We start from the raw sequence: 25028 nt of genomic DNA, 5'->3' as shown, positions 1-25028 counted from the left end.
CTGACGCCATCGTCCTGACCGCCGAGAACGGTTCCGGCGTCGAGCAGGGCATGAGGTTCCACTGCACGCGTTCCGGGTCAAGGATCACCCGCATCACCTCTACCCAGGTGCGGCCCACTCGTTGACCGTGACCGGGTCCGGGGCCTCACAACGGCCCCACTGCTCCGGTTCGAACGGCAGTGGGTCCCTCGCGGGGTGCTCTAGCGCTACGCGCTGCCTAGCGAACATCGGCCAGTGCCCGCAGTCGTGGTCCAAGGGCGAACCGGGTCCGCGGAGGAGTTCACCCAGTTGCAGGATTGCCCGGCGGTCGAGTCTGGTGCCACGCTTCTAGACAGTCCATCGAGGAGGCTGCGATGAGCGGTCGCCACCGCCGCAGGACGGCGAAGGCCGCCCGAGCTGGGGTGGCTTGGGCCAAGGTGTTGCGTCGTCGTGCCCGCGGTGCTCGAGGCCGACGAGCCGCCTGCGCCGCGACCGCTGCTGTCACCCTTGCCAGCGCCGGAGCGTCCGTAGCTGTCGCAGATCCCGGAGAGTTGGCTGAAACGGTCGAAGCAGCCGCCGCGGGAGCCAACCTGTCCCCAGGACGATGCACAGCGTCCAGTCTGCCCACTCAGATCGTCGACATGGGTGGCACGTCGCTCTTCACCGCCGATGACGGCGTCCACGGTCGCGGACTGTGGACATCGGATGGCACCGAGCGGGGGACGTCCTTGGTCAAGTCGTTCAAGGGCGAGAACGCCGACGCTGGCCCCGAAGAACTGACCCGTCTGGACAGCCTGCTGTTCTTCACGGTGGACGACGGTCTCCACGGGCGGGAGCTGTGGAAGACCGACGGAACCCGGAAGGGCACGGTGCTGGTGAAGGACATCCGGCCGCAGGGTCAGGGCAGCGCACCGTCCCTGTTGACCGCCGTGGGCAACACTCTGTTCTTCACCGCCGACGACGGCATCCGCGCCGGGGCGCTGTGGAAGACGGACGGCACCCTCTCTGGCACGGTCCTAGTCAAGGACATCCAGATCCCTACCGGCGACACCTACAATCCCCCGCCTCCCATGACGGACTTCGCTGGACGATTGTTCTTCACCGGCGACGACGGGATCCATGGAACGGAGCTGTGGAAGTCGGACGGCACCGAAGCAGGCACCCTCATGGTCAAGGACATCAATCCGGGCGCCGTCCAGAGCTACTCCCAGGAACTGACGACCGTGGGGTCCACGCTGTTTTTCAGCGCCGGCCAGGCCCCCATCGGAGAGGAGCTCTGGAAGACCGACGGAACAGAGACCGGCACGGTTCTCGTCAAAGATCTGCCGGAGGACTACTACTACGTCTCTGTCCCGCGGAACTTGACCGAATCAGACGGGATGTTGTTCTACACCGTCGAACACGACACGGGGGCGGCTGGCCTGTGGACGTCGGATGGCACGGAGGCGGGAACCGTGCTGGTGAGGGACTTCGCCGAATACGCCTATCCGCGTGACCTCACCGACGTCGACGGGGCGGTGTTCTTCGCGACCAACGACGGTGTCCACGGCGACGAGCTGTGGAGTTCGGACGGCACTCAGGCGGGGACCATCATGATCAAGGACATCAATGCGAACGACGACTACGGCTACTCCCACAGCTCGCCATCGTCCCTGACCGGCGTCGGAGGACAACTGTTCTTCAGCGCCGACGACGGACGCCGCGGCCGAGAGCTGTGGACGTCAAGCGGCACACCGGCCGGCACCAGGCTGGTCAAGAACATTCGACCAGGTGACGGCAGCGGCAATCCCTCTGCGTTGGCGGGTGTAGGGACAGGCCTGTACTTCTCCGCCACCGACGGCACCCGTGGCTCCGAGCTGTGGAAGTCGGACGGCACCAGGGCCGGAACCGTGCTCGTAAAAGACATCAACAGGCGCCCGGCAGCGTGCGCGGACGACAAGACCGGGGGCCGGCACGACGCGGGTGCGGACCCGCGCCGGACCGCCCCTTCTCGGGAGCGCGGACGGGACGCGGACACTGGGTCGGGTCCGCGTTGACCCCAGGTGTTGAGGGCAACTCGCGGAGCCCCCGGTACGCGCCACGGCGTGAGCCATGAGCCGGTCGGAAACGTCGGGGGCCACTGAGGTCCGGTTCCACCACAGCGCACTGTTCCCGACGGTTCTCGCCGAGATCGGGTGCTCACTGCTGATCTCGACCTATCAGGCGGGACAGCTCGTCGCCGTCGGTGTGGCAGGCGAAGACCTGTCCCTCTCCTTCCGCGCGTTCGATCGCGCCATGGGTGTCGCCGTGGGACCCGACCGGATCGTGGTCGCGTCGAAGGGCCAGATCTGGTCGTTGCCCGACCACTCCGAGCTCGCCCCAGCGATAGCGCCCGCGGGACGGTACGACAAGTGCTGGCTTCCGCGATCCTCGACCGCCACCGGCGAGATCCAGTGCCACGAGGTCGCGTGGGGAACCACTGACTCAGGAGAACCGGACCTGTGGATCGTCAACACGCTGTTCTCCTGCCTGGCCGGGCTGGACCCGCGCTACAACTTCGTGCCGCTTTGGCGACCACGTTTCGTCACCCGGCTGGCCGCGCAGGACCGCTGCCACCTCAACGGGTTGGCGATGCGCGACGGAGCTCCGGCCTTCGTCACCGTCATGGCACTCTCCGACGAACCTGGGGGGTGGCGCAACGCCAAGGAAGGCGGCTCCGTACTCGACGTGGCCTCGGGTGAGGTGGTCACCACGGGTCTTGCCATGCCTCACTCGCCGCGCTGGCACGACGAGGAGCTGTTCGTGCTCAACTCAGGCCTTGGCCGACTCGAGCGCGTCGACCCCGATCAAGGACACCGTGTAGCCATCGCGGCCGTGCCGGGATACGCCCGTGGCCTGGCCCTGCATGGCGGTCTCGCCTTCGTCGGCCTCTCACGGATCCGTGACACCGCGGTCTTCGACGAGACCCCCATCGCTGCCTTCCACGACCAGCTCAAGTGCGGTGTCGGCATCATCGACATCAACACCGGCAACACCATCGCCACCCTGCAGTTCGTCACGGGAGTGGAAGAGATCTTCGACGTGCAGATCAGTCCCGGAACACGTTGCCCCGCGCTGGCTGGCTCGCCCGATGGGGAGGAGGTCTGGTTGCTTCCCGGCCAATCCGACGCGATGCCTACCCGGCCGGGATGACGTACGCCCCTCGGAACAGACCGTTCGGGTCGTACGTGGTGCGCAGCTGGCGAAGCCGGTCGTAGTTGGAGGAGTAGTAGGCCGAGATCGGCCGCGACGGCTCCAGGTAGTTGATGTAGGCGCCGACCGAGGCGGACCCGAACTGCGCGTGCCCTGCCGAGATCCAGCTGTACGTCGATGCCTTCACCGACGCGGTCGGCGGGGCCGTGAAGTCGACCTTCCACTGCACCGAGCCGAGCGCGGTGCGCCAGGGAAATGCGGTGTCCGCGACGGCCTTGCTGGCCAAGGAGCCACCGAACGGCTCCCACAACAGCTCCGTGGTCGAGTTCGTCCTTGCCCGGGCCCGGAGGTAGCCCGAGATCGCGGAGATCTCGGCGCCCGTCAGTGCGCGCCCGAGGACGTCGCTCCCGGAGAGGTACACCTTGCGCGTGAGCCGGCCGGTGGGCTCCAGCTGGCACTGGCTGTCGGTGTACCCCGTGCAACCGGCAACCTGTTGCAGGGCCTGGAGGTGGGTGTACTGCGTGGTCGTACGCGACGTCGGCGCGCGACCGACCGCCGCCACGAGCGCGTCGACCTCGGCCGTCGCCGACGTACCGAGCGCATACACGACGATCCTCGGTGCCACCTGTCCCGAGCCCGTGACCAGGTGCAGCACCGGAAAGCTCGTCCACGGTGCCGCGGCGATCCGCTGCTGCCAGCCGGCGATGACGCGTTCCATGTCCGCGTCGGCCCAGCGCACCGTCGCGTAGCCCACCGTCATCGCGGGACTGGTGGCGAACGTGTACTCGGTCACGACGCCGAAGTTCCCCCCACCGCCGCCACGGCAGGCCCAGAACAGGTCAGGGTTCTGCGTGGCGCTGGCGCGGACCGTGGTGCCGTTCGCGAGGACGACCCTGACTGCCCGGAGCGAGTCGCAGGTGAGTCCGAACTTGCGGTGCTCGAAGCCGATGCCGCCCCCGAGGGTCAGGCCGGAGACCGCCACCGTGGCGCAGGTCCCGGTGGGCACCGTCCGGGCGTACGGCTCCAGGGCGGCGTGGACGGCGTACAGACCGGCGCCGGCGCCGACGACGACGGTGCGGCTGCTGGTGTTGTAGGTGATCGAGCCGAGTCGCCGGAGGTCGAGCTGGATTCCCTGGTCACCACCGGACGCGCCGACGTAGGAATGGCCGCCCGATCGCGGCGCGAACGGGGTCGTGAAAGCGGCGGCGAACTTCGCCGTGGTCGCGACATCGGCCGCGTTCGCCGGTTGGACGACGGCGAGCGGCCGCAGCCCGTCGTAGATCGGATCGAACAGCTGCAGGGCGCTGAAGTAGCCGGCCGCGCTCGGCAGCAGCACCGATCCGGAGAGGGAGGCATCGAGGTTCTGGAAGTCGGCGGTGGTGGGGGCCCCGCGTGCCGCAGCGTTCGCGGCCGGCGGAGCCAGGTCTGCCACGCGGTTGATGGCGACGGCTCCGACCAGGCCTGTCCCCGCCACCAGCAGCGACCGGCGGGTCAGCTCGTGCTGCTCCCACGATCGCTTCTGTCCCGGCGTGTGATGCATGGACACCACCGCCTCCTCACCGGCGCTGGGCGTTGCCACCCACCACCCATCAGAGTCCACTCCACGTTAGGAATGGCTGGGGCAGCCGTCAACGGCGTGAACTGACTAGTGCCCTGATCGCAGGGGCAGGGGCAACAGCAGCCCGCGGAGGTGGGTCACCTACGCGCCGCTGCCGTACGGGCGGGTGAGGATCTCCAGCCAGTGCCCGTCGGGCCCCTCCCAGTAGAGGCCGCGTCCACCGTCCTCGTGGTTGATCGCGTGCGCTCGACGCTTGAACGGGTCGGCCCACCACGTGCGTCCGTCGTCTCGCAAGCGACCCAGGACGAGGTCGAACTCCTCCTCCCCCACGAGGAACGCGTAGTGCTGACCGTGGATCTCGTCATCGCTGTCCATGAAGTCGAGGCTCGCCGCGTTGTCCATCCTCAGCTCGGCGAACGGTCCGTACGCCGTCGCCTCCGGCAGGCCGAGGACCTGGCCGACCTCGCGCGAGGCAGCCCACCGATCCTTCACGAGCACGATGGTGTGGTTCAGCTCGATGCTCATCGGGCACTCCTCCGGTCGCATGGAATTCTAGTCGGCTCCACCGGAAGCACCATGGTCACAATGGGCCGACCATGCCTGCCGATCCCCTTCAGAGGCGATGGCCAACGGGTGACGTGGCTCGTAGATCCCGACCTCCCCACCGCCGGGCAACCGGAAGCGGGTCAGCCGTCCCCAACGCTCCTCGGAGACGTCCTGGGTGAACTCGACGCCCTTCGCCTGCAGCTCCGCCATCGTGGTTTCCAGGTCGTCGCACATGAAGTAGAGCTCGTGCCCGGTCGAGCCCTCGGACGGGTGCACGGCCAGCTCCGCGGGCGGCAGCCTGAAGATGAGCCAGCCGCCTCCGGCGTCGACATTCGGGTGTCCGAGCACGTCGGCGAAGAAGGCGCGATCCGCTTCGGCATCGGTGCTGGAGACGATGACGTGGCTGCCCATGATCACGTCCCGATCCTAGGTGGGCCCACTCGGACCGGGTCCGGCGATGGCTCTGACTACCGTGCTGTCGTACGACGTTGTCGCATCACGGTCGTCTTGTCCGTAGCACTGGAGAGGTCGCTCACGTGGCGGCGCCTCTGCCCTAGGAGATGACACCGATGTCGCACCCGGATCCGGTTGCCCGCCAGCTCTTCGACCTCATCGAGCCGATCGCGCTGGTGAACTTCTTCGCCCGCGAGCCCCACGAGTCGATGGCGGCGCTCGGCCTCCGCACCTACTGGGACGGATACTTCGCGGGACGCTCCGCACCGCTCGGACGGGTGCCGGCCGAAGTGGTCCACGCGGCCTTCTACAGCTTCGCCGACGGCGAGGTGGCTCGACACATTCCCAAGGTCTGGGACACGACCACGCCGGAGGCGGCTCACGCCGCGCGGGAGCAGGGTTGCGGGGCGGCGTTGCGCCGGATCGTGGGTGACCTCATCGGCACGCCGGAGCTCGAGCGCGCCGCCGAGCTCCTCGCCAAGGCATCGACCTTCGCGCCCACCGAGGGACGGATCATGTACGCCGGCCTCCGTGCGCTGCCGATGCCCGAAGAACCCGTGGCCCGCCTCTGGCACGCGGCGAACATGCTTCGCGAGCACCGCGGAGACGGCCACGTCGCGGCCCTGGTGTCGGAGCGGATCGCCGGCACCGAGTCCCACGTGCTCCACGCCCTCGCGATGGGGATCTACCCGGCCGAGTCATTCGGCCGGATCCATCACCTCCCCCAGTCCACGCTGGCTGCCGTCATGAACGGCTTGCGGGACCGCGGCCTCGTCGATGTCTCGGGTCACCTCACCGAGGTCGGCCAGGCGACCAAGGCTCGGATCGAGGACCTGACCGACACCCTCGCGGAGGCGCCGTACGACGGTCTGGAGCCGCCCGAGCTGGACGACCTGATCGCTTCCCTCGAGCCCATCTGCCGAACGCTTCAGGCCGCGGGGTCACGATAGGTCGCCCGTGCGGAGCCCGGCCCGGCCATCGGGACCTCGACCGGTCCTCGTTGCTTCTCAACGTCGTCCGGCTTTGGCCTTCCCCAGGCGAATCACCGAGTCATACCGTGGATCCAGGAGCGTGACCGGTGGTTCGGAGGCTGTCATGAGACAGGCGTGGGAGCGGTTGGTCGTGGGGCCGCGGGAGGCGGATCGATCGGTCCTGCTGCTGCCCGGCGGAGCCAACGCGGCGCGGTCGTTCGACCTCGTGATGGCGGAACCCGCACTGGTCGGTGTCCGCCTCGTGGCCACCACGCTGCCGGGCATGGCCGGCGCCCCCGTGACCGAGGGGTCCGTCCCCGCCATGGCCCGGAGGGCGGGCGAGCTGGCCGAGGAGTACGAGTGCGACGTGGTCGCGGGCTTCTCCCACGGTGCGACCGTGGCCCTGGACATGGTGCTGTCAGGGCACTTCCGTGGCCCGGTGGTGCTCCTGGGGATCAGCCTGACCACGGAGGACGAGGCGCGGTTCTTCCGCGCCGCCGTGCGGACGTCGCAGAAGGTCGGGAGCTGGCCGATGGCCGCCCTGCTTCGGCTCCTGCCCCTGATGGCCAGGACCACCAAGGCACCTCATGCGCACAAGATGGAGCTGATCGAGGACCTCAAGCAGAACAGGGCGCGCGATGCGGTGCGGGTGTGCGGCGAGTACCTCGACTACATCGCCGCGGACCGGGACTTCGCCGCCGAGCTCGCGACCTCCGGCGAGCCCGCGTGGGTGGTCCACGCCGAAAAGGGCGACGGTGGGCTCACCGACGCCGAGCGCGCCACGCTCCGAGCGGCTCCCCACGTCACCCTGGTGACCATCCCGGGCGCCGTGTTCCTCCTCCCGGACGAGGCGCCGCGGCAGACGGCCGCCGCCATCGCGGACGCGCTGGCCCACGCAACCTGACGCGACGGCCTCAGGCGGGAGCCACGTCGCCGACGGGACGAGACACTGCACTTCCTGCGTCCCGGGTAGGTCGAGGCCGCGTCCCACGTGAGTGGACGCGGCCCCTCCGACGGTGAGCCGACGCCGGTTGTGCTGCTGGTCTCTACTGGTGCTGGGATGCCGTCTGCTCGGCCCCGAGGCCGAGCTGAGCCATCATGGATCCTGTGTCGAAGTACGTCGTCTGACTTCGGACCTTCCCATCCTCGAACTCCATGACGTCACAGAGCTGCAGGGTCATCGACCGTCCGGTCGCCGGGATCTCACCCATGCTCGTCACCAAGGTCCCCGTGTGGGTGCCTCGGCCCGTGAACTCGACCACCACGTAATCGCCCGATGCGATCACCCGATCGACCGTCACCGTGCCGTCCGGGAACCCGTCCGCCCACATCGTGTTGTACGCACGTGAGCCTTCGATGCCCTCGAAGGTGTCGCCCGAGCCGACGATGGTGATGGTCGCGTCGGGGGCGGTCGCTTCGGCCATCTCGTCGAAGCTTCGCTCGTTCCACGCCTCGTGCAACCTGCGCGCGAGTGCTGCGTTGTCTGCCATTTGAGCCTCCGCTCTGGCGCCAGCCCGCCATGGTCCACGCTAGTGCCGCGCCCGGTCGGGAGCAACGAGATGGGACGACTCAGTCATGGGAGACGAGAACCGTCCGGTGGAGGTGAACCACATGGTCTTCAGGTCCCGGTACATGCCTTGTGACGAGTGCGGCGCGTCCGTGGACAGGACCGGCCTCCCGCACCGTGAGTGCTTGCCCGAGCGCTTGGCGGACTACCAGATGTTCCGGTTGCGCGGCGATGTCGCACAGCTCGAGACGGGGGTACGCCGCTACCTGGCGACCGCCTCCGGGCGCTTCGAGTGCTGGCTCGCTGCCCGACAGGTCCGCGGCGGGGCCTGACAGCCGATGCGGTCCGCCACGGCCCTCATCCACACGCACCGACGTCGAAACGGTCGGACAGGGCGTAGCGCAGGAGCACCACGTCGCCGATCTGGCGGGTCTCGGCCAGGCGCGCCCGGTGACCGGGATGCCACGGGAACACGCCGTCCCCGACGAACCGGCGGGCCTGCGAGGTGCCCACGAAGAACGGCGCCACCACCAGGTGCAGCTCGTCGGCGGGGCCGCCGGTCAGGAACTGGGTGTGGACCGTGCCCCCGCCCTCGACCATGAGCCGCCGGACGCCGCGGTCGTAGAGGTCCTCGGTCAGCCGACCGACCTCGACCCGCCGGCCCCCGTCGACGACCGTGGCCACCGCCGAGAGCCGGCTGCGAGCCACCGGCACCGCGCGGCTCGCGCAGTAGACGATCTTCTCGCCGTCCCCGGCCACGAAGAAGTTGCTTCCCGCGTCGAGACGGGCGTGCTCGGTGACGGTGACCTTGGTGGGCGACTCGGCCATTCCCCGGTCACGACGCAGCCGGCGCAGGTGCTGGCTGCGCACCAGCAGCCTCGGGTTGTCGGACCGAACGGTGCCGGCTCCGACCAGGATCGCGTCGCACGCGGCCCGGACCTCGTCCACGCGCTCGAGGTCGGCGTCGTTCGACAGCACCAGCCGCTCCTCGGTCGCTCCGCCGAGGTAGCCGTCGAGCGAGATGCTGCAGCTGAGGATCGTGTACGGGCGCTCAGGCATCGACCCTCCCTCCCACGACCAGCCCCGCCGCGGACGTGCGGGGCGGGCTCTCCGCCACCCGCGCCACGGTGCGCCGGTCCGACCCGAGGAGCAGCGCGACCGCCCCCGGCAGGTTCGCGACCAGCACGACGGCGCCGTACGCCACGGCGGCGGCCAGGCCCGTGCCGCTCCCGAGCCCGGCGGCGGCGAACACCCAGGCGGCCATGCCCTCGCGGGGGCCCCAGCCGGCGAGGTTGAGTGGCAGGCCCGCCGCGACGAGGACGAGCACGGCGAGCGGCAGCAGGGTCGAGAGGGGGGCCGTCACGCCGACCGCACGTGCGACGAGCAGGTACGTCGCGACGTGCCCGGCCATCGCCAGCACGGAGGCGACCACCACACCGGGCCACGAGCGGCGTACGAGCAGGCCGAGCCGCACGTCCTCGTGCACGGCCCGGAGCAACCTCCGCCACCACTCCGCGCCGGCGGCCGGCCCCCGCCACGCCACCCGGGCGACCACGGCCGTGACCGCGGCCAGCACCCCCACCACCCACGGCAGCACCGGCCCGACGGGGGACGGCAGGGCCAGCAGCACCGCAGTGGCCACGACCGCCTGCACCGCCTGGCCGGCGAACCGCTCCCAGGCGACGGCGCGCAGGGCGAGACCGGTCGCGCCCGCGGAGCGGCCGTGCACGACTCCCCGGTGGACGTCGCCGAGCACGCCGCCCGGCAGGACGGTGTTGAGGAACTGCGCCCGGTAGCAGGCGACGACGGCCGCGGGAAGGCGGATCGCCACGCCCAGCTCCCGCGCGACCAGGTGCCACCGCCATGCGCACGCGACGGTGGTGAGGACGGCGAGGCCGGCCCCCAGTGCCAGGACCTCGACGTCGAGGGCACGGACCCCGGCGACGACGGGGCCGCCGCCGGTGCGCCCGACCACGAGCGCGAGGATCGCCGACCCGACCAGCCAGCGCCACGGCGTACGGGACCACGACGGCGCTGTCATGCGGCCACCTGTCGGAGCACGCGGGCGACCTCGTCGGTGGTGGTCGTCCAGGTCCCCAGGTCCGCTCGCCGACGTCGGGCGGCGGCCTGCAGGGACCGGCGCAGGGCGGCGTCGGCGAGCCAGCGTCGGAGCGCACCGGCGAGCGCGACGGGGTCACCGGGCGGGACGAGGACGCCCGCAGGCAGGCCGCCGGTCACCGCACCGAGCGCCTCGGGGACACCACCGACGGCGGTGGCCACGACGGGAACGCCCCGGGCCAGGGCCTCCGTGACGACCATCCCGTAGGTCTCCGTCCGGCTGGGCAGGACGAGCAGGTCCGCCCCGTCGTACGCCGCGTCGAGCCCGGCCCCCCGGAGCGGACCGGCCAGCCGGAACCGGTCGGCGAGCCCGAGGGCACCCGCGCTCCCCCGCAGCCGGGCCACGAAGTCCGGGGCCACCGAGTCCGGGCCCACGCACACGCACCGCCACGCGAGGTCGGCGACGTCCGCCAGGGCGGCCAGCAGCACGTCCTGCCCCTTGCCGGGGACCACGGTGCCGACGGACAGGAGGGACGTGCCCTCCGACGTCCCGGACGCCGGGGCCGCCTCGTCGACCCCCGGGTGCGCCACGTGCACGAGCGCAGGGTCGAGGTCGTACGCCGCGAGCAGCCAGTCCCGGCACCACCTGCTCGGGACGACGACCGCCGCCGCGGACCGCACGACCGCGCCCTCGGCCCGGCGGGCGGCCTCGGAGGGGTCGTCGACGCCCACCGGGAGGTGCACCACGAGCACGATGACCAGCCGGTGCGACGCCGGCACGACCAGCTCAGGCAGTCCCGAGGCGAGCAGACCGTCGAGCAGGACGAGCGAGCCGTCGGGCACGGCGGCCAGGGCGGCCTCCACCGCGGCGCGCCCGGTGGCGCTCGACCAGGGCCAGCCGCCGTCCACCTCGACCGTGCGGACAGTCCACCCCGCGCGGTGCAGGCCGTCGGCCAGCCGACGGTCGTAGGTGTTGCCCCCGCTCGGCCGCTGCGGGTCGTGGATCCCCTGCGGCACCAGCAGGTCGACCCGCCCGTTCACAGTGCCCGCTCGAAGCTGGCCCACGCGACGTGGGACTCGTGCAGCGTCACGACGATCGCTCCGACCCGGGGACCGCCTCCGAGGTCGCCGGCCAGGACGGCCTCGGCCAGGCGGTCGGCCACGTGGCGGGCCAGCACCTCGGTGGTGGTGTTGGTCCCCTCGAACAGCGGCTCGTCGTCGAGGTTGCGGTAGGTCAGCCCGGCCACGACCGCGCGCAGCACCGCAGTCGCTCGGCCGATGTCGACGAGGACCCCGTCGTCGTCGAGCGCCTCACCGCGGAACGTCGCGTCCACCACGAAGGTCGCCCCGTGCAGCCGCTGGGCCGGTCCGAAGACCTCCCCACGGAGGCTGTGCGCCACCATCAGGTGGTCGCGGACCGTCACGCCGAACACGACGCGTCCTCGTCGTCGTACGTCACCGCGTGGCACAGGGCGGGCAGCTCGCGCGAGACGAGCCTCGGCATCACGGCCGGCAGCGTCCGGAACGGCGACTCGCCCGTGAGCAGCTCGTCGAACCCGTCGTCCCGGAGCAGGTCGAGGGCCAGCGCCAGGCGTTGTGCCGTCGTACGCCGATCGCGACGGGCCGGTGCCACCCGGCCCACCTGGCTGGCCCGCAGGCTCAACCGGCCGGAGTGGAAGCTGCCGCCGAGCGAGAGCGTGGTGGTCGCGTCGCCGTACCAGCTGAGCTCCAGGACGGTGCCCTCCGGCGCCAGCAGCTCGAGCGAGCGCTGCAGTCCCGCGGAGGTGGCGCTGGTGTGGAGGACCAGGTCGCAGCCGCCCTCCGCCTCATCGGGCGCCGCGAAGCCCACCCCCCACGCCGCCGCCACCGCGGCGCGCCCCGGGTCGACGTCGACGAGCGTCACCGAGGTGCCGGGGACCCGGGCGACCAGCCGGGCCACGCAGCAGCCGAGCAGGCCCGCGCCCACGACGGCCACCCGGTCCCCGACAAGGGGCGGGGCGTCCCACAGGGCGTTGACCGCGGTCTCCACCATGCCGGCCAGCACCGCGCGGGCGACGGGCACCTCGTCGGGCACGACGGTGACCGCCGACGCCGGGACCACGTAGGCCGTCTGGTGCGGGTGCAGGCAGAAGACCGTGCGGCCGCGGAGCCGGGCCGGTCCCCCCTCGACCAGCCCCACGCTGAGGTAGCCGTACTTGACCGGTCCCGGGAAGTCCCCGTCCTGGAAGGGCGCCCGCATCGCGGCGTACTGGCTCGGCGGCACGTGCCCGCCGAAGACGAGCGTCTCGGTCCCCCGGCTCACCGCGCTCCGCAGGGTCCGCACGACCACGTCCTGCGGTCGTGGTTCCGCCAGCGGCGCGCGCCGGATCTCGCCGGTACCCGGCTCGCGGAGCCAGAACGCCCGTGCCTCTCGCTGCATGTCACCCACCTCGACCCCCGGCGTGAACCGGTGGGCTCTCGCCCACGTTCCCACTCGTGAGGCTTCCCGTCTCCCCCAGCTTCCTGACCAGGTGAACGGAGGGACCGTGCCCGAGGTTCAACGCCCTGCCGCGACGCGCCGGACGGCGGTCCTGCCGGTCCTCCTCACCACCCTCGCGACCGTCCTCGTGCTGCTCGCGCTCGCGGTGCCGAACCGGCTCGAGGCGATGGCCCCGGCCGCCTTCGTGCGGCTGCCCGTCGAGCTGCTGGCCTACCTCGCGGTCGTGCTGGTCCTACCGACGCGCTTCGTCCGGGTACGCCGGACCGTCGCCGTCGCGGCCGGCGTCCTGCTGGCGGCGGTCACCGTCTCCAAGCTCCTGGACGTCGGGTTCCTGCAGGCCCTGAACCGGCCCTTCGACCCGCTCATCGACTGGCGCTATGCGGGCTCGCTGGTGGAGACGGTCCGCGGCTCCGCCCAGGGCGCCCTGGGCGACGGGCTGCTGGTCCTGGCCGGGAGCGTCGTCGTCGCGGTGCTCGTGCTGGTGCCGTTGTCGGTCCTGCGGATGACGCGCGTCGCGGTACGGCACCGGGCCGGCACGGGTCGGCTCGTGGGCGCCCTGACCGGCCTCTGGCTCGCGCTCAGCCTGCTCGACGTCCGCGCCGGGGCGGGCCCGGTGGCGTCCGGGGCGACGGCCGGCTACGTGGCCGCCCAGGTCGCCCGGGTCCCGTCGCAGCTCCGCGACCAGCGTGAGTTCGCCCGGGCCGCGGCCACGGACCCGATGCGCGACGTCCCGGCCCACGACCTGCTGACGGCGTTGCGCGGCAAGGACGTGCTGGTCGTCTTCGTCGAGAGCTACGGCCGCGTCGCGGTCGAGGGGTCCAGCGTCTCCCCGGGTGTCGACGCGGTCCTGGACTCCGGGACCCGACGGCTGCGGCGCCAGGGCTTCACCGCGCGCAGCGCCTTCCTCACCTCGCCCACGTTCGGCGCGCTCAGCTGGCTGGCGCACTCGACGCTGCAGTCGGGCCTGTGGGTCGACAGCCAGCAGCGCTACGACCACCTGGTCACCAGCTCCCGGCTGACCCTGACCAGCCTCTTCGAGAGGGCCGGGTGGCGCACGGTCGCGGACGTCCCGGCCAACAACCGCGACTGGCCCCAGGGCTCGTTCTACGGCTTCGACCACGTCTACGACTCCCGCGACGTGGGCTACCGGGGACCCCGGTTCGGCTACCCGACGATGCCCGACCAGTACACCCTCGACGCCTTCCACCGCCTCGAGCTGGCACCGCGCGACCGCGCCCCGGTGATGGCGGAGATCGACCTCCTGTCCAGCCATGCCCCGTGGTCGCGCACGCCGCGGATGCTGCCGCAGCACGCGGTGGGCGACGGGTCGGCGTACGACGGGATGCCGGAGACCCTGGACTCGGAGACCGACATCTGGCCGTCCCCGACGCGGGTCCGGGCGGCGTACGGGCACTCGATCGAGTACTCCCTCGAGTCGGTCGTCTCGTTCCTCACCTCGTACGGCGATCGCGACCTCGTCGTGGTCATGCTCGGCGACCACCAGCCGGCGACCATCGTGTCCGGTGAGGACCCGGGCCACGACGTCCCCGTGTCGGTGATCGCCGGCGATCCCGCGGTCACCGACCGGATCTCCGGGTGGGGCTGGGACGACGGGCTGCGCCCCGCCCCCGATGCGCCCGTGTGGCGGATGGACGCCTTCCGCGACCGGTTCCTCGCGGCGTACGGTCCCGGCGGCCACACTGGGTCCGGGACCACGGGAGCGGCGTTGAACCGGTGACGCACCTCGTGCGTCCTCTCCGGAAGGAGGGTGAGGTGTCCAAGAACGAGGTCGCGCTGATGCAGCAGCTGCACGACGAGCACGCCGACGTGCTCTGGCGCTTCTGCCTGAGCCTGGTGGGCAACGACCGGCCGCACGCCGAGGACGTGGCGCAGGAGACGCTGCTGCGTGCGTGGCGGCACCCCTCGGTGCTCGAGAGCCCCCCGGCCGCCGTCCGCTCGTGGCTGTTCACCGTCGCCCGCAACATCGTCATCGACGACTGGCGCAGCCGCCGCTCGCACCCCGAGACCCCGGTCGCGGAGGTCCCCGAGCAACGGCGCTCGGAGGAGGACGACGCGAGTGACCAACTCCTCCTCTCGTGGGTCGTGGCCGAGGCGCTGACCCATCTCTCGGAGGACCACCGCCGGGTGCTGCTCGAGTGCTACTACGGAGGCCGTCCGGTCGCCGAGGTCGCGCGGCGCCTCGGGATCCCCGAGGGCACGGTCAAGTCCCGCACCCACTACGCGCTCCGCGCGCTGCGGCTCGCTCTCGAGGAGATGGGGGTGAGCGCATGAGCTGCTTGTTCGCCCACGACGACGGCGCCTACGTGCTCGGGGCGCTGAGCCCCGGCGAGCGACTCGAGTTCGAGAGGCACCTGCCGACCTGCGAGGACTGCGGCCGCTCGGTCCGGGCCCTCGCCGGACTGCCCGGGCTCCTGGACCGCGTCGACGCCAGCGTGCTGGAGCACCCCACGGCCGATCCCCCGCTGCCGGCCACGTTGCTGCCGGCCCTCACGCGTGAGGTGGGCCGGGGTCGGCGGCGGCGGGCGTACACGATGGCCGGGCTGGCCGCGGCCGCCGCGGCGGTGGCGGCCCTCAGCGTCCCGGTGGTGGCGAACCTGACCGACGGGAGCGCTTCCCCGACCACACCGAGTGCGGGGGCCAGCGCCTCGCCGGGCGCTGTCGAGACCCGCGCGATGGTGCCGCAGGGGGACGTGCCCATCGAGGCGACCCTGGGCCTGGAGCAGGTCGCGTGGGGCACCCGGCTGCTGCTCACGTGCACCTACGAGCCGACGTCGGTCGAGTACCACCTCCCCGACGAGGTCGACTACCTCCTGTTCGTCCGCACCCGCGAGGGCCGCACCGAGCAGGTGGGCAGCTGGCGCTCGGTCGGCGGCACGACCATGCAGGTCCCGGCCGCCACCTCGGTCGGCCGGGCGGACATCCGGTCCGTGGAGGTGCGCACGACCACCGGCCTCGTGGTGCTGCGGCTACGTGCGTGAGCGCAGCGGGTTGTCGGCCAGCAGGAGCCGGGAGCCCGCCACCACGGCGACCACCTCGGCGACCGCCGCCGTCCAGACCGTCCACCCGGTCCAGACCTCCTGGACCCCGAACAGCCCGACCGTGGCCGCGAGCACGAAGGCCGTGAGCGTCGACAGGCCGAAGCCGACCGCCAGGAACGGCGGGACCCAGTGCCGCCACGCCACCAGCAGCACCGCGATGGCGGCACCACCGACGGCGTTGAGGAGGAAGGCGGGTCCCACGACGTGGGCGTCCCGCATGCCGTCCGACCACAGGTAGAGGTGGACGGCGGCCGACACGAGCACTGCTGCTGCTGCCAGACGACGCATACGATCACCGATCCGTTCGAAGAGGTCCTGTCGGGAGAACGGAGGGCCCGCGCGTCCGGTTCAGCACGCGGCGCCGGTGCTGTCGATGCGTTGGGCGACCACCGCGAACTTGCGCACCCGCCCAGCGGCCATCCAGGCGCTCCAGAGGCGGTGCGAGGCCAGCAGCCGGTCGACGACGTCCTCGCCGACCTCGGCCGAGATCGCCGACCGGTCGGCCTCGAAGGCGTCGGCCAGTGCGTCGGCGACCAGCCGGTGGGAGCGGGTGCACTCGCGCATCCAGCGCACCTGCAGCCCGACGGCCGTCAGCACCGACACCAGCTCGGCCAGCGGGATCGGCCACACGGTGTCGCCGCCGGGCATGGCCCGTCGCTCCCGGGCGGTCAGGGGCCGCCCCTCCTCCACCGTGAGCACGAGGCGTCCGCCGGGGACCAGGGCCGAGGAGACCTCCCGGAGCAGGGCCTGCTTGTCGGGGAAGGCGAGGACCGTCTCCAGCAGGAGCACCACGTCGAAGGCTCCGACGCGCACGGGCGGCACCTCGCCCACCTCGAAGCGGCAGTCCGGGTCGGTGGTCCGGGCGCGCGCCAGCTCGATGGCGTCGGCCTGCCGGTCGACGCCCAGGTAGACGCAGCCCAGCTCGGCGGTGATGAGCCGGCCGGGGCCCGCCACCCCGCAGCAGAGGTCGAGCACGGTGACGCCCGGCCGCACCCCGGCGGTCCGGGCCACCGAGAGGATCTCGCGGCCCGACATGAAGCTCTCCTGCCCGACGAAGTCGCCCGGCGCGTAGGCCGCTGTGCGGGCCCGACGCAGGGCGTCGTCGTACGCCCGGCGCCCCGGCTCCGGCGACGTGGAGCGGCGACGGCGCCACAGCCACCAGACGTCCCGGCCGAAGGACTCGGCCAGCAGGAGGAGGCCGAGGACGAGACCGGCGTACGTCGCCGCGGCCGGTCCCACGTCCGAGGCGGCGAACGTGAGGGCGATCCCCGCGGTCGCCGTCACCACCTTGCGCCAGTAGCGCGCGGGCAGCGGTGCCCGCATCCAGGGCAGCCACCACCCCGCCACCGCGAACAGGTAGCGGGCGGCTCCCATCGCGAGCACCCACGCGCCCGCCGACCGGGCGACGTACACGCTCAGCACGAGCATCAGGAACGCGTCGGCCTCGCCGTCGAGACGACCCCCGAACCGGGAGACGGTGCCCGTCCACCTCGCCACCCGACCGTCCACGGCGTCCAGCGCCAGGGCGACCGTGGCGAGGCCGACGAGGAGGCCCACGGGCGACCGGCCGTTCCACGTGTCCGCCACCATCGCGGCCACGCAGCAGGCGAGGGCCGCCCGGGCGACCGTGACCAGGTCGGCGGGCCCCAGCGACTCGACGTGGTCGCGGGTGGCGGCCCGCGCGGTCGCGACGGCCAGCACGAGCCCGCAGGCGAGACCGACCAACGCACCCCCGGGGCCGACCCCGCCAGCGCCGACGAGCAGGAGGAGCTGGACGACCAGTGCCGTGACACCGGCCGGCAGAGCGTTGCGAACAGCGATCACCGTGGTCCTCCCGCGTCGGCGTCTACCGTGGTGGACGCACGCTGCCGGCGTCCGGTTCACCGGCCCGGTGTGCACGGGCGTGCGGGGAGGTGCGATGGGGACCGAACCCGTCCGGGCCGGGTCGGCCTGGCTGGCACTGCGGGAGCCGGCGGACGCCGAGGCGCGGTCCGGCGAGCTCGTCGAGGCCCTGCGTGCCCGGCTGACCCCCGGCCCGCCCCACAGTGGCCCGGCCCCCGAGGGCCTGGTGGTCCACGACCTCGGGGGTGGCACCGGCTCCACGGCGAGGTGGCTGGCCCCTCGGCTGGCCGGGGGCCAGCGGTGGGTGCTGCACGACCGCGATCCCGACCTGCTCGCGCTCTCCGAGGGGATGGCCCGACCCCGGTCGTCGGACGGCGAGGTCGTCACGGTCGAGACCCGCCTCGGGGACATCACGCGCCTGGCCCCCGGGGACCTGGCCGACGCGTCGCTGGTCACCGCCTCTGCGCTGCTCGACATGTTCACCGAGGTCGAGCTGGCCCGGTTCGTCGCCGGCTGCCTCGGACCGGGGTGCCCGGTCCTCGTCACGCTGAGCGTGGTGGGCGACGTCGAGTTGGCCCCGGACGATCCCCTGGACCCGCGCGTCGTGGCGGCCTTCAACGCCCACCAGCAGCGGGGCACGGCGGGCGGGCGCCTGCTCGGGCCCGCCGCCGCGTCCCGGGCGGTCGATGCCTTCCGTCGGGCGGGACGCGAGGTGGCCGTGCGCCCCAGTCCGTGGCGCCTCGGTCCGGCGAGCGCTGCGCTGGCGACCGAGTGGCTGACCGGGTGGGTCGGGGCGGCCGTCGAGCAGGATCCCGGTCTGGGCGAGGACGCGGCGGCGTACACCCGGCGCCGTCGGGCGCAGCTCGCGTCGGGGTCCCTCGCCGTGACCGTGCACCACCTCGACCTGCTGGCCCTGCCTCGCTAGGGTCGCGACATGCCCGAGCCGGTCGGCGTCCGCCTCGTCCCCCTCGTGCACGAGCACGTGCCCGACCTGGCCGAGCTCACCCGGGACCCCGACTCGCTGCGCTTCACGCGCATCCCCGAGCCACCGCCCGAGGACTTCGCGGCCACGGCGGTCCAGCGGTACGTCGAGGGGCGCGAGACCGGGGAGCGCGAGGCATACGCCCTCGTGGACGAGGCCGGCACGTTCCTCGGTGTCGGCATGCTGCCGGTCATCGAGCGGCAGTCGGCGACGGTGGAGATCGGCTACATCGTGTCCCCCGGAGCGCGCCGTCGCGGCGTGGCGACGCAGGCGTTGTCGCTGCTCACCGACCGGGCCCTGGAGCTGGGTGCGGAGCGCATCGTCCTGCACATCGCCGTGGCCAACCCCGCGTCCCAGGGGGTCGCCGAGCGGTGCGGCTACCACCTGGAGGGCGTGATCAGGTCGGAGTGGTGGAAGCCGGGCGTCCGGGCCGACACGCAGCTGTGGAGCCTGCTGCCGTCCGACCCGCGGCCACCGCGGGACTGACCCCCGACGGAGGACCTCGGGAGCCAGCCGTGCGGTGGGTCCGCTCCTACTTGGTGCCCCAGACGCGTTCCTGCATCGCCGTGTCACCGGCGGACTGGAACTTCACGACCTTCCCGTCGCGGAAGGTCACCACGTCGGCCTGGTCGGCGGTCTCGCCACCGACGGTCACGTTGGTCAGCACCACGACGCGCTCCTCGTCGCCGAGGAAGTACTGCGGACGCGTGGCGAACCCCTTCTCGGCCAGCCTCATCCAGAAGCCGATCACCTCGTCCCTGCCGCGGTAGGTGCCGGACAGCGCGCTGTTGCCCGAGACGATCCACTCGACCTGGTCGTCGAGCTCCGCGCTCGCGCCGTCGATGTCCGACGCGCTGAAGGCCGCGTAGGCCTTCTTGGTCTTCTCGATGTTCTCCTGTCCTGACATGAGCATTCCTGCTTCCCGGCCCCCGTGGGCCTCACCTTCGGACGCTACGTCCGGGTGGGAGGTGGGTCCATAGCGCGTGCGGACCCACCTCCTAGGCTGGTCCGCATGAGTACCCGTGAGCTGACCGCTGACACCTTCGAGGAGACCGTGGTGGGTGGGGGCATCGTCCTCATCGACTTCTGGGCCGAGTGGTGCGGGCCGTGCAAGCAGTTCGGCCCGATCTTCGAGACCGCGTCGGAGAAGCACCCGGACATCGTCTTCGCCAAGGTCGACACCGAGGCCGAGCAGCAGCTGGCCGGCCAGGCCGGCATCTCCTCGATCCCGACCCTGATGCTCTTCCGTGACGGGATCCTGCTCTTCAACCAGGCCGGCGCCCTGCCGCCGCAGGCGCTCGAGGGCGTCATCGAGCAGGCCCGCGAGCTCGACATGGACGCCATCCGCGCCCAGATCGCGGAGGCCGAGGCTCACCCCGAGGAGCTGGACCTCGACACGTTCGCCGCCCAGCACGCCGGCGGCGGCTACGTGCTCGACGTCCGCGAGTCCGAGGAGTACGCCGGTGGCCACGTGCCCGGCGCCGTGCACATCGCCATGAACGACGTCCCGCAGCGGCTGGCCGAGATCCCGACCGACCGTCGCGTCCACGTGATCTGCCAGAGCGGTGGCCGCAGTCGCGCGATCACCGACTACCTCCGGTCCAACGGCGTCGACGCGGTCAACGTGTCCGACGGCACCGCGGGCTGGGCGCAGCGCGGCTGGCCGCTGGACCGCTGACACGACGGCGGAGGCGCGTGGCCGGGGTCGCCCCGTGCGCGCGTCACCTGGGCGTCACCGGTGGGCGTCGAGCCAGGCGATGACGTCGCGGGTGATCTCGTCCCGGTTGGTCTCGTTGAAGACCTCGTGGCGCGCGTCGTCGTAGACGTGCACCGTCACGTCGGCGACCCCCGCGTCGCGGTAGCGCTGCGCGAGCACCCGGACGAGGTCTCCCCCGCCGGCCAGCGGGTCCGCGCCGCCGGACACGACCAGGAGCGGGAGGTCGCTGCGGATGCGGGCCAGCGCCGCCGGGTCGGCCAGCGTCGCGGCGGCGCCGAACAGCGCCGGCACCGTCTCGTCGGGCAGGTCGAAGCCGCACAGCGGGTCCGCGACGTAGGCGTCGACCTCGGCCTCGTCGCGGGAGAGCCACTCGTAGCCGGTGCGCGGCTCGAAGCTGGCGTTGAAGGCCTCGAGCCCCACAGGACCCTCCGCCTGCGCGAGCGCTGCGGCCATCAGGTCGAGGGCGGTCGACCCGGAGAGCACCACGCCGTCGTAGAGGTCGGAGTGGTCGAGCAGCACCGACTGCGCGGCGAAGGAGCCCATCGAGTGGGCGACGAGGAAGAGCGGCACGTCACCGGACGACTGCCGCAGCGAGGCGCCGTACACGGCGACGTCGTCGATCAGCCCGTCGAAGCCGGCGGCCCCGAAGTCGCCCGGCGTCCCGGTGATCGATGCGCCGTGACCGCGGTGGTCGGTGGCGTGCACGACGAACCCGGCGGCGTTGAGGGCGCGGGCCAGGCGCTCGTAGCGCGCCCCGTGCTCGGCGAGGCCGTGGGCGACCTGCACCGCACCGACCGGGTCGGTCACGTCGTCCCAGGTGTAGGTCGTCAGGGCGGTGGCGTCGGACGGGGAGGTGAAGGTCGAGACGGTGGCAGTCATGCGGCCACGCTAGGGCCGTCGTGGGGGCTGCGCGACCCCTGTGGTGCCGCCCCTAGGCTGGCCGGTGTGATCGAGTTGCGCAGTCCCTCCCAGATCGAGCAGATGCGGCCCGCGGGCCGCTTCGTGGCCGAGGTGCTCACCCACCTCTCGGGCGTCGTCGACGTCGGCACGAACCTCCTCGAGGTCGACGAGATGGCCCACGACATGATCCGCGCCCGGGGCGCGGAGTCGTGCTACATCGACTACCACCCGTCGTTCGGTGCCTCCCCGTTCGGCAAGGTGATCTGCACGTCGGTCAACGACGCCGTGCTGCACGGTCTCCCCCACGACTACACGCTCGCCGACGGTGACCTCCTGACGCTCGACTTCGCGGTGTCCGTCGACGGATGGGTCGCCGACTCGGCACTGTCCTTCGTCGTGGGTACGCCGCGCGCGGAGGACCTGCGCCTCATCGAGGTCACCGGCCGGGCGCTCGACGCCGGGATCGGTGCGGCCCAGGCCGGCAGCCGGATCGGCGACATCGGCCACGCGATCGGGACGGTGGCCCGCGAGGCCGGGCTCGGCATCAACATGCAGTTCGGCGGGCACGGGGTCGGCCGGACGATGCACGGCGACCCGCACATCGCCAACGACGGCTCGCCCGGCCGGGGCTTCCCGCTGAAGCCCGGCCTGGTGATCGCCATCGAGCCGTGGTTCCTGCACACGACCGACGAGATCTTCACCGACCCCGACGGCTGGACGCTCCGCAGCGCGGACGGCTCCCGCGGCGCGCACATGGAGCACACCATCGCGATCACCGAGGACGGTCCCATCGTCCTGACCGCCCGGGACTGACCCGGCGTGCCCGAGCTGCCGGAGGTCGAGAGCGCGCGTGCCGTCATCGAGGCGGGCGCCCTCGACCGGGAGATCGCCGACGTCGACGACACCGACACCTGGGTCTGCCGGCCGCACTCCCCCGGTGAGGTCCGGGACGCCCTGGTAGGACGACGGCTCACCGCGGCGCGGCGCCGGGGCAAGAGCATGTGGTGCGAGACCACTGGTGACGGGCCGCTGCTGGGGATCCACCTCGGCATGAGCGGTCGCATCGTGGTCACCGACCGCTCCGGGGCGCCCGTCGAGGGCGGCGACCCGGTGCGCGGGCGGACGGCCACCTCGCCCGACCGGGACCCCGCGTGGGACAGGTTCACGATCCGCTTCGCCGACGGTGGCGAGATGCGCCTCTTCGACAAGCGCCGTCTCGGACGGGTGCGACTCGATCCGGACCTGACACGTCTGGGGCCGGACGCCGCCGAGGTGGGGGTCGCGGAGTTCCGCGAGCGCGTCGGCCGGGGCACGACAGCGGTCAAGGCGCGGCTGCTCGACCAGTCGGTGATTGCGGGGGTGGGCAACCTGCTCGCGGACGAGACGCTCTGGCAGGCCTCGCTGGACCCGCGTCGCCGGGTGGACACCCTCGACCACGACACCCTCACGGCGCTGCACGCGTCGCTGAGGAAGGCCACCAGGGCCGCGATCCGTCTGGGGGGCGTGCACACGGGCGAGGTCATCGAGCACCGCTCCGCGAGCGGGCACTGCCCACGGTGCGGTGCGCCGATGCAGCGGGCCACCGTCGGTGGGCGGACGACGTGGTTCTGCTCCCAGGAGCAGGGCTGAGGGTCCCCCTCGTCGTCGGCTCCATGCGGCTGCTCACCGGTTCCAGAGCCCGAAGGGTCGCAGCAGCGCCTCGGCCCCGAGCTCGAGGTGCCGGGCGTCGGCACGCTCATGGCAGGGGGCCCAGCTGATGTCGGGCGCGAGCCGGACGACGGCGTCCCGCGCCCAGTGCTTGGCCCGCTCGGCCCGCCCGGCGCGCAGGCGCTCCAGCCGTGCCTCGACCCATGCGGGGTCTGCGAGGGCCCGGTCGAGCGCCGCCTCACCGAAACCGGACACCGCTCCCTGGCCGGTGCGGTAGACCGACAGCCGTCCGTAGAGGCCCTGGGGCCGGCCGCCACCGCCGCGCTCGCCGGCCATGCCGACGTACCGGATGCGGTGGGTGTCGCGCTCGCGGAAGAGGTAGACGCCGGGCAGGCGCGGGGCGTGCGGCAGGGCCTCGGCGAAGGGTGCCCACGGCGACCACTCCGCGAGGTCCTCGACCTTGCGGTAGGCCTCCAGCCTCGCGGCCGTGTCGTGGGGGGTCTCGAGATCGCTCATGGACGCACTGTGGCGCGGGGCACCGACATCGCGTCCGCCTCATCACCAGCGGATGAGGTCACCGCTCCGGCGCCGGTCCTACGGTGCTGGCACGGTCGGCCGGAGAGGTGTCGACGCCCGTACGTCCCGAGGAGCAGCCCGTGTCCGACAAGCCGAACATCCTCATCATCTGGGGCGACGACATCGGCATCAGCAACCTGAGCTGCTACAGCGACGGGCTGATGGGCTACCGGACACCCCACATCGACCGGATCGCCGACGAGGGGGTGCGCTTCACCGACTACTACGGCGAGCAGAGCTGTACGGCGGGCCGCGCAGCCTTCATGACCGGCCAGAACCCGTACCGCACCGGGCTGACCAAGGTCGGCATGCCCGGGGCGGACATCGGGCTGCGTGCCGAGGACCCGACGATCGCGACCGCGCTGAGGTCCCTCGGCTACACGACCGGGCAGTTCGGCAAGAACCACTTCGGTGACCGGGACGAGTTCCTGCCCACCGCTCACGGCTTTGACGAGTTCTTCGGCAACCTCTACCACCTCAACGCCGAGGAGGAGCCGGAGCTCTACGACTACCCCTCGGAGGAGGAGTTCCCGAACTTCCGCAAGAACTTCGGCCCCCGCGGCGTCATCCACTCCTGGGCGAACCCCGACGGCACCCAGCGGATCGAGGACACCGGTCCGCTCACCAAGGAGCGGATGAAGACCATCGACGACGACGAGGTCGTGCCGGAGGCGCTGCGCTTCATGGGCGACGCCCAGGAGAGCGACACACCCTTCTTCGTCTGGCTCAACACCACCCACATGCACTTCCGCACCCATGTCAAGGACGGCAGCCGAGGGCGGGCCGGCCGGTGGCAGTCGGAGTACCACGACACGATGTGCGACCACGACGACCTGGTCGGACGGGTCCTCGACCACCTCGACGAGCGCGGCCTGGCCGACAACACCATCGTCATGTACTCCACCGACAACGGGCCGCACATGAACAGCTGGCCGGACGCCGGGATGACGCCGTTCCGCAGCGAGAAGAACACCAACTGGGAGGGCGCCTACCGGGTGCCTGCGATGGTGCGCTGGCCGGGCCACATCCCGGCGGGCGAGGTCCGCACCGGGATCGTCAGTCACGCCGACTGGTTCGTCACGCTGCTCGCCGCGGCGGGTGACACCGACGTCGCCGAGCGGCTCCGGGCGGGCACCGACCTGGCGGGCACGACGTACAAGGTGCACCTCGACGGGCTCGACCAGCTCGGCTACGTCACGGGCGCGACCGACGAGAGCCCGCGCAAGTACTTCTTCTACGTCTCCGACGACGGCGACCTGACCGCGCTGAGGTACGACAACTGGAAGTTCGTCTTCCTGGAGCAGCGCTCCAGAGGCACGCTGAACATCTGGGCCGAGCCCTTCACCGAGCTGCGCTTTCCCAAGCTCTTCAACCTGAGGACCGACCCGTACGAACGGGCGGACGTCACGTCGAACACCTACTACGACTGGGTGCTCGACCATGCCTGGGCCTTCGTCCCGGCCCAGGCGTACGTAGCGCAGATGATCCAGAGCCTCCTTGACTTCCCACGTCGCCAGGAGCCGGCCAGCTTCAACCTGGACAGGCTGATGGAGAAGCTCAAGGCCGGGATCGGGAGCAGCTGA

At 72.0% G+C, this 25028-nt stretch carries 28 protein-coding genes; 14 read left to right on the top strand and 14 right to left on the bottom strand.

The genetic code is table 11. The annotated features are described in order from the left end of the window. Positions 1 to 620 precede the first annotated feature (620 nt). Positions 621 to 2015 (top strand): ELWxxDGT repeat protein, encoded by a 1395-nt coding sequence (locus tag AC1DQF_RS01040; protein ID WP_477523342.1) that lies wholly within the window; start codon positions 621 to 623, stop codon positions 2013 to 2015. 55 nt (positions 2016 to 2070) lie between these two features. After that, positions 2071 to 3150 (top strand): TIGR03032 family protein, encoded by a 1080-nt coding sequence (locus AC1DQF_RS01035; protein WP_477523341.1) that lies wholly within the window; start codon positions 2071 to 2073, stop codon positions 3148 to 3150. Here AC1DQF_RS01035 and AC1DQF_RS01030 read toward each other — a convergent pair. The 3 genes from AC1DQF_RS01030 to AC1DQF_RS01020 form a co-directional block, all read right to left on the bottom strand. Next, positions 3134 to 4690, bottom strand: coding sequence for an FAD-binding oxidoreductase (locus AC1DQF_RS01030; RefSeq protein WP_477523347.1), 1557 nt, complete (start codon positions 4688 to 4690; stop codon positions 3134 to 3136). The two genes, AC1DQF_RS01035 and AC1DQF_RS01030, sit on opposite strands and share 17 nt — an antisense overlap. Before the next feature lie 159 nt (positions 4691 to 4849). Beyond that, complete coding sequence (locus AC1DQF_RS01025; protein WP_477523340.1) at positions 4850 to 5233, bottom strand: VOC family protein; 384 nt, start codon at positions 5231 to 5233, stop codon at positions 4850 to 4852. A gap of 27 nt (positions 5234 to 5260) precedes the next feature. Beyond that, positions 5261 to 5665, bottom strand: a complete 405-nt coding sequence (locus AC1DQF_RS01020; protein ID WP_477523346.1) for a VOC family protein — start codon at positions 5663 to 5665, stop codon at positions 5261 to 5263. Between the two features lie 158 nt (positions 5666 to 5823). On the opposite strand from AC1DQF_RS01020, the gene AC1DQF_RS01015 reads away from it, so the two are divergent. Together AC1DQF_RS01015 and AC1DQF_RS01010 are read left to right on the top strand one after the other, a co-directional pair. After that, entirely contained in the window at positions 5824 to 6657 is an 834-nt protein-coding gene (locus tag AC1DQF_RS01015; RefSeq protein ID WP_477523339.1) for an SCO6745 family protein, read from the top strand. A gap of 145 nt (positions 6658 to 6802) precedes the next feature. Then, complete coding sequence (locus tag AC1DQF_RS01010; RefSeq protein ID WP_477523338.1) at positions 6803 to 7582, top strand: alpha/beta fold hydrolase; 780 nt, start codon at positions 6803 to 6805, stop codon at positions 7580 to 7582. 142 nt (positions 7583 to 7724) lie between these two features. Here the strand turns inward: AC1DQF_RS01010 and AC1DQF_RS01005 are convergent, their stop codons facing one another. Then, entirely contained in the window at positions 7725 to 8168 is a 444-nt protein-coding gene (locus AC1DQF_RS01005; protein ID WP_477523337.1) for an ester cyclase, read from the bottom strand. A 202-nt stretch (positions 8169 to 8370) separates the two neighbouring features. Between AC1DQF_RS01005 and AC1DQF_RS01000 the strand changes: the two genes are divergently transcribed. Further along, positions 8371 to 8517, top strand: a complete 147-nt coding sequence (locus AC1DQF_RS01000) for a hypothetical protein (protein ID WP_477523336.1) — start codon at positions 8371 to 8373, stop codon at positions 8515 to 8517. A 25-nt stretch (positions 8518 to 8542) separates the two neighbouring features. On the opposite strand, the gene AC1DQF_RS00995 is transcribed toward AC1DQF_RS01000, so the two are convergent. From AC1DQF_RS00995 to AC1DQF_RS00975, 5 genes are read right to left on the bottom strand one after another with little or no spacing between them, the layout of a single operon-like run. Next, positions 8543 to 9244, bottom strand: coding sequence for a RibD family protein (locus tag AC1DQF_RS00995; RefSeq protein WP_477523335.1), 702 nt, complete (start codon positions 9242 to 9244; stop codon positions 8543 to 8545). Continuing rightward, positions 9237 to 10226: a lysylphosphatidylglycerol synthase transmembrane domain-containing protein gene (locus AC1DQF_RS00990; RefSeq protein WP_477523334.1), complete on the bottom strand. Its 990-nt coding sequence runs from the start codon at positions 10224 to 10226 to the stop codon at positions 9237 to 9239. The genes AC1DQF_RS00995 and AC1DQF_RS00990 overlap by 8 nt, the downstream gene beginning before the upstream one ends. After that, on the bottom strand, positions 10223 to 11284 hold the full coding sequence (locus AC1DQF_RS00985) for a glycosyltransferase family 4 protein (protein ID WP_477523333.1): 1062 nt from the start codon (positions 11282 to 11284) through the stop codon (positions 10223 to 10225). Before AC1DQF_RS00985 ends, AC1DQF_RS00990 begins: the two co-directional genes overlap by 4 nt. Beyond that, positions 11281 to 11676 (bottom strand): 6-pyruvoyl trahydropterin synthase family protein, encoded by a 396-nt coding sequence (locus AC1DQF_RS00980; RefSeq protein WP_477523332.1) that lies wholly within the window; start codon positions 11674 to 11676, stop codon positions 11281 to 11283. The genes AC1DQF_RS00985 and AC1DQF_RS00980 overlap by 4 nt, the downstream gene beginning before the upstream one ends. Continuing rightward, positions 11664 to 12662 carry a zinc-dependent alcohol dehydrogenase gene (locus tag AC1DQF_RS00975; protein WP_477523331.1) on the bottom strand — a complete coding sequence of 333 codons (999 nt, stop codon included), beginning with the start codon at positions 12660 to 12662 and terminating at the stop codon, positions 11664 to 11666. The genes AC1DQF_RS00980 and AC1DQF_RS00975 overlap by 13 nt, the downstream gene beginning before the upstream one ends. Positions 12663 to 12768: 106 nt before the next feature. Between AC1DQF_RS00975 and AC1DQF_RS00970 the strand changes: the two genes are divergently transcribed. The 3 genes from AC1DQF_RS00970 to AC1DQF_RS00960 are packed head-to-tail and all read left to right on the top strand — an operon-like array spanning position 12769 to position 15721. After that, positions 12769 to 14460, top strand: coding sequence for a sulfatase-like hydrolase/transferase (locus AC1DQF_RS00970; protein WP_477523330.1), 1692 nt, complete (start codon positions 12769 to 12771; stop codon positions 14458 to 14460). Between the two features lie 35 nt (positions 14461 to 14495). After that, positions 14496 to 15014: a sigma-70 family RNA polymerase sigma factor gene (locus AC1DQF_RS00965; protein ID WP_477523329.1), complete on the top strand. Its 519-nt coding sequence runs from the start codon at positions 14496 to 14498 to the stop codon at positions 15012 to 15014. Continuing rightward, positions 15011 to 15721 (top strand): anti-sigma factor family protein, encoded by a 711-nt coding sequence (locus AC1DQF_RS00960; protein ID WP_477523328.1) that lies wholly within the window; start codon positions 15011 to 15013, stop codon positions 15719 to 15721. Before AC1DQF_RS00965 ends, AC1DQF_RS00960 begins: the two co-directional genes overlap by 4 nt. Here the strand turns inward: AC1DQF_RS00960 and AC1DQF_RS00955 are convergent. Together AC1DQF_RS00955 and AC1DQF_RS00950 are read right to left on the bottom strand one after the other, a co-directional pair. Further along, the gene (locus AC1DQF_RS00955) at positions 15710 to 16069 is read right to left on the bottom strand and encodes a hypothetical protein (protein ID WP_477523327.1); all 360 of its coding nucleotides are present in this window, start codon (positions 16067 to 16069) and stop codon (positions 15710 to 15712) included. The two genes, AC1DQF_RS00960 and AC1DQF_RS00955, sit on opposite strands and share 12 nt — an antisense overlap. A gap of 60 nt (positions 16070 to 16129) precedes the next feature. Beyond that, the gene (locus AC1DQF_RS00950) at positions 16130 to 17605 is read right to left on the bottom strand and encodes a CDP-alcohol phosphatidyltransferase family protein (protein ID WP_477523326.1); all 1476 of its coding nucleotides are present in this window, start codon (positions 17603 to 17605) and stop codon (positions 16130 to 16132) included. A gap of 94 nt (positions 17606 to 17699) precedes the next feature. On the opposite strand from AC1DQF_RS00950, the gene AC1DQF_RS00945 reads away from it, so the two are divergent. Both AC1DQF_RS00945 and AC1DQF_RS00940 read left to right on the top strand, forming a co-directional pair. Beyond that, positions 17700 to 18548 carry a class I SAM-dependent methyltransferase gene (locus tag AC1DQF_RS00945; RefSeq protein ID WP_477523325.1) on the top strand — a complete coding sequence of 283 codons (849 nt, stop codon included), beginning with the start codon at positions 17700 to 17702 and terminating at the stop codon, positions 18546 to 18548. A 9-nt stretch (positions 18549 to 18557) separates the two neighbouring features. Further along, positions 18558 to 19091, top strand: a complete 534-nt coding sequence (locus AC1DQF_RS00940; protein ID WP_477523324.1) for a GNAT family N-acetyltransferase — start codon at positions 18558 to 18560, stop codon at positions 19089 to 19091. A gap of 46 nt (positions 19092 to 19137) precedes the next feature. On the opposite strand, the gene AC1DQF_RS00935 is transcribed toward AC1DQF_RS00940, so the two are convergent. After that, positions 19138 to 19512: a nuclear transport factor 2 family protein gene (locus AC1DQF_RS00935; protein ID WP_477523323.1), complete on the bottom strand. Its 375-nt coding sequence runs from the start codon at positions 19510 to 19512 to the stop codon at positions 19138 to 19140. A gap of 105 nt (positions 19513 to 19617) precedes the next feature. On the opposite strand from AC1DQF_RS00935, the gene trxA reads away from it, so the two are divergent. Beyond that, complete coding sequence (gene trxA / locus AC1DQF_RS00930) at positions 19618 to 20283, top strand: thioredoxin (protein WP_477523322.1); 666 nt, start codon at positions 19618 to 19620, stop codon at positions 20281 to 20283. A gap of 54 nt (positions 20284 to 20337) precedes the next feature. On the opposite strand, the gene AC1DQF_RS00925 is transcribed toward trxA, so the two are convergent. Then, complete coding sequence (locus AC1DQF_RS00925) at positions 20338 to 21201, bottom strand: alpha/beta fold hydrolase (RefSeq protein WP_477523321.1); 864 nt, start codon at positions 21199 to 21201, stop codon at positions 20338 to 20340. A 66-nt stretch (positions 21202 to 21267) separates the two neighbouring features. On the opposite strand from AC1DQF_RS00925, the gene map reads away from it, so the two are divergent. Continuing rightward, positions 21268 to 22035, top strand: coding sequence for a type I methionyl aminopeptidase (map, locus tag AC1DQF_RS00920; RefSeq protein WP_477523320.1), 768 nt, complete (start codon positions 21268 to 21270; stop codon positions 22033 to 22035). 6 nt (positions 22036 to 22041) lie between these two features. Then, on the top strand, positions 22042 to 22851 hold the full coding sequence (locus tag AC1DQF_RS00915; protein WP_477523319.1) for an Fpg/Nei family DNA glycosylase: 810 nt from the start codon (positions 22042 to 22044) through the stop codon (positions 22849 to 22851). A 33-nt stretch (positions 22852 to 22884) separates the two neighbouring features. On the opposite strand, the gene AC1DQF_RS00910 is transcribed toward AC1DQF_RS00915, so the two are convergent. After that, positions 22885 to 23385 (bottom strand): hypothetical protein, encoded by a 501-nt coding sequence (locus AC1DQF_RS00910; RefSeq protein ID WP_477523318.1) that lies wholly within the window; start codon positions 23383 to 23385, stop codon positions 22885 to 22887. 140 nt (positions 23386 to 23525) lie between these two features. Between AC1DQF_RS00910 and AC1DQF_RS00905 the strand changes: the two genes are divergently transcribed. Further along, positions 23526 to 25028 (top strand): arylsulfatase, encoded by a 1503-nt coding sequence (locus AC1DQF_RS00905; RefSeq protein ID WP_477523317.1) that lies wholly within the window; start codon positions 23526 to 23528, stop codon positions 25026 to 25028.

The organism is Nocardioides sp. P4_G4 (assembly GCF_056401085.1).
Note: the sequence above shows the minus strand (reverse complement) of the source record. Positions and strands in the feature narration are given on the sequence as shown.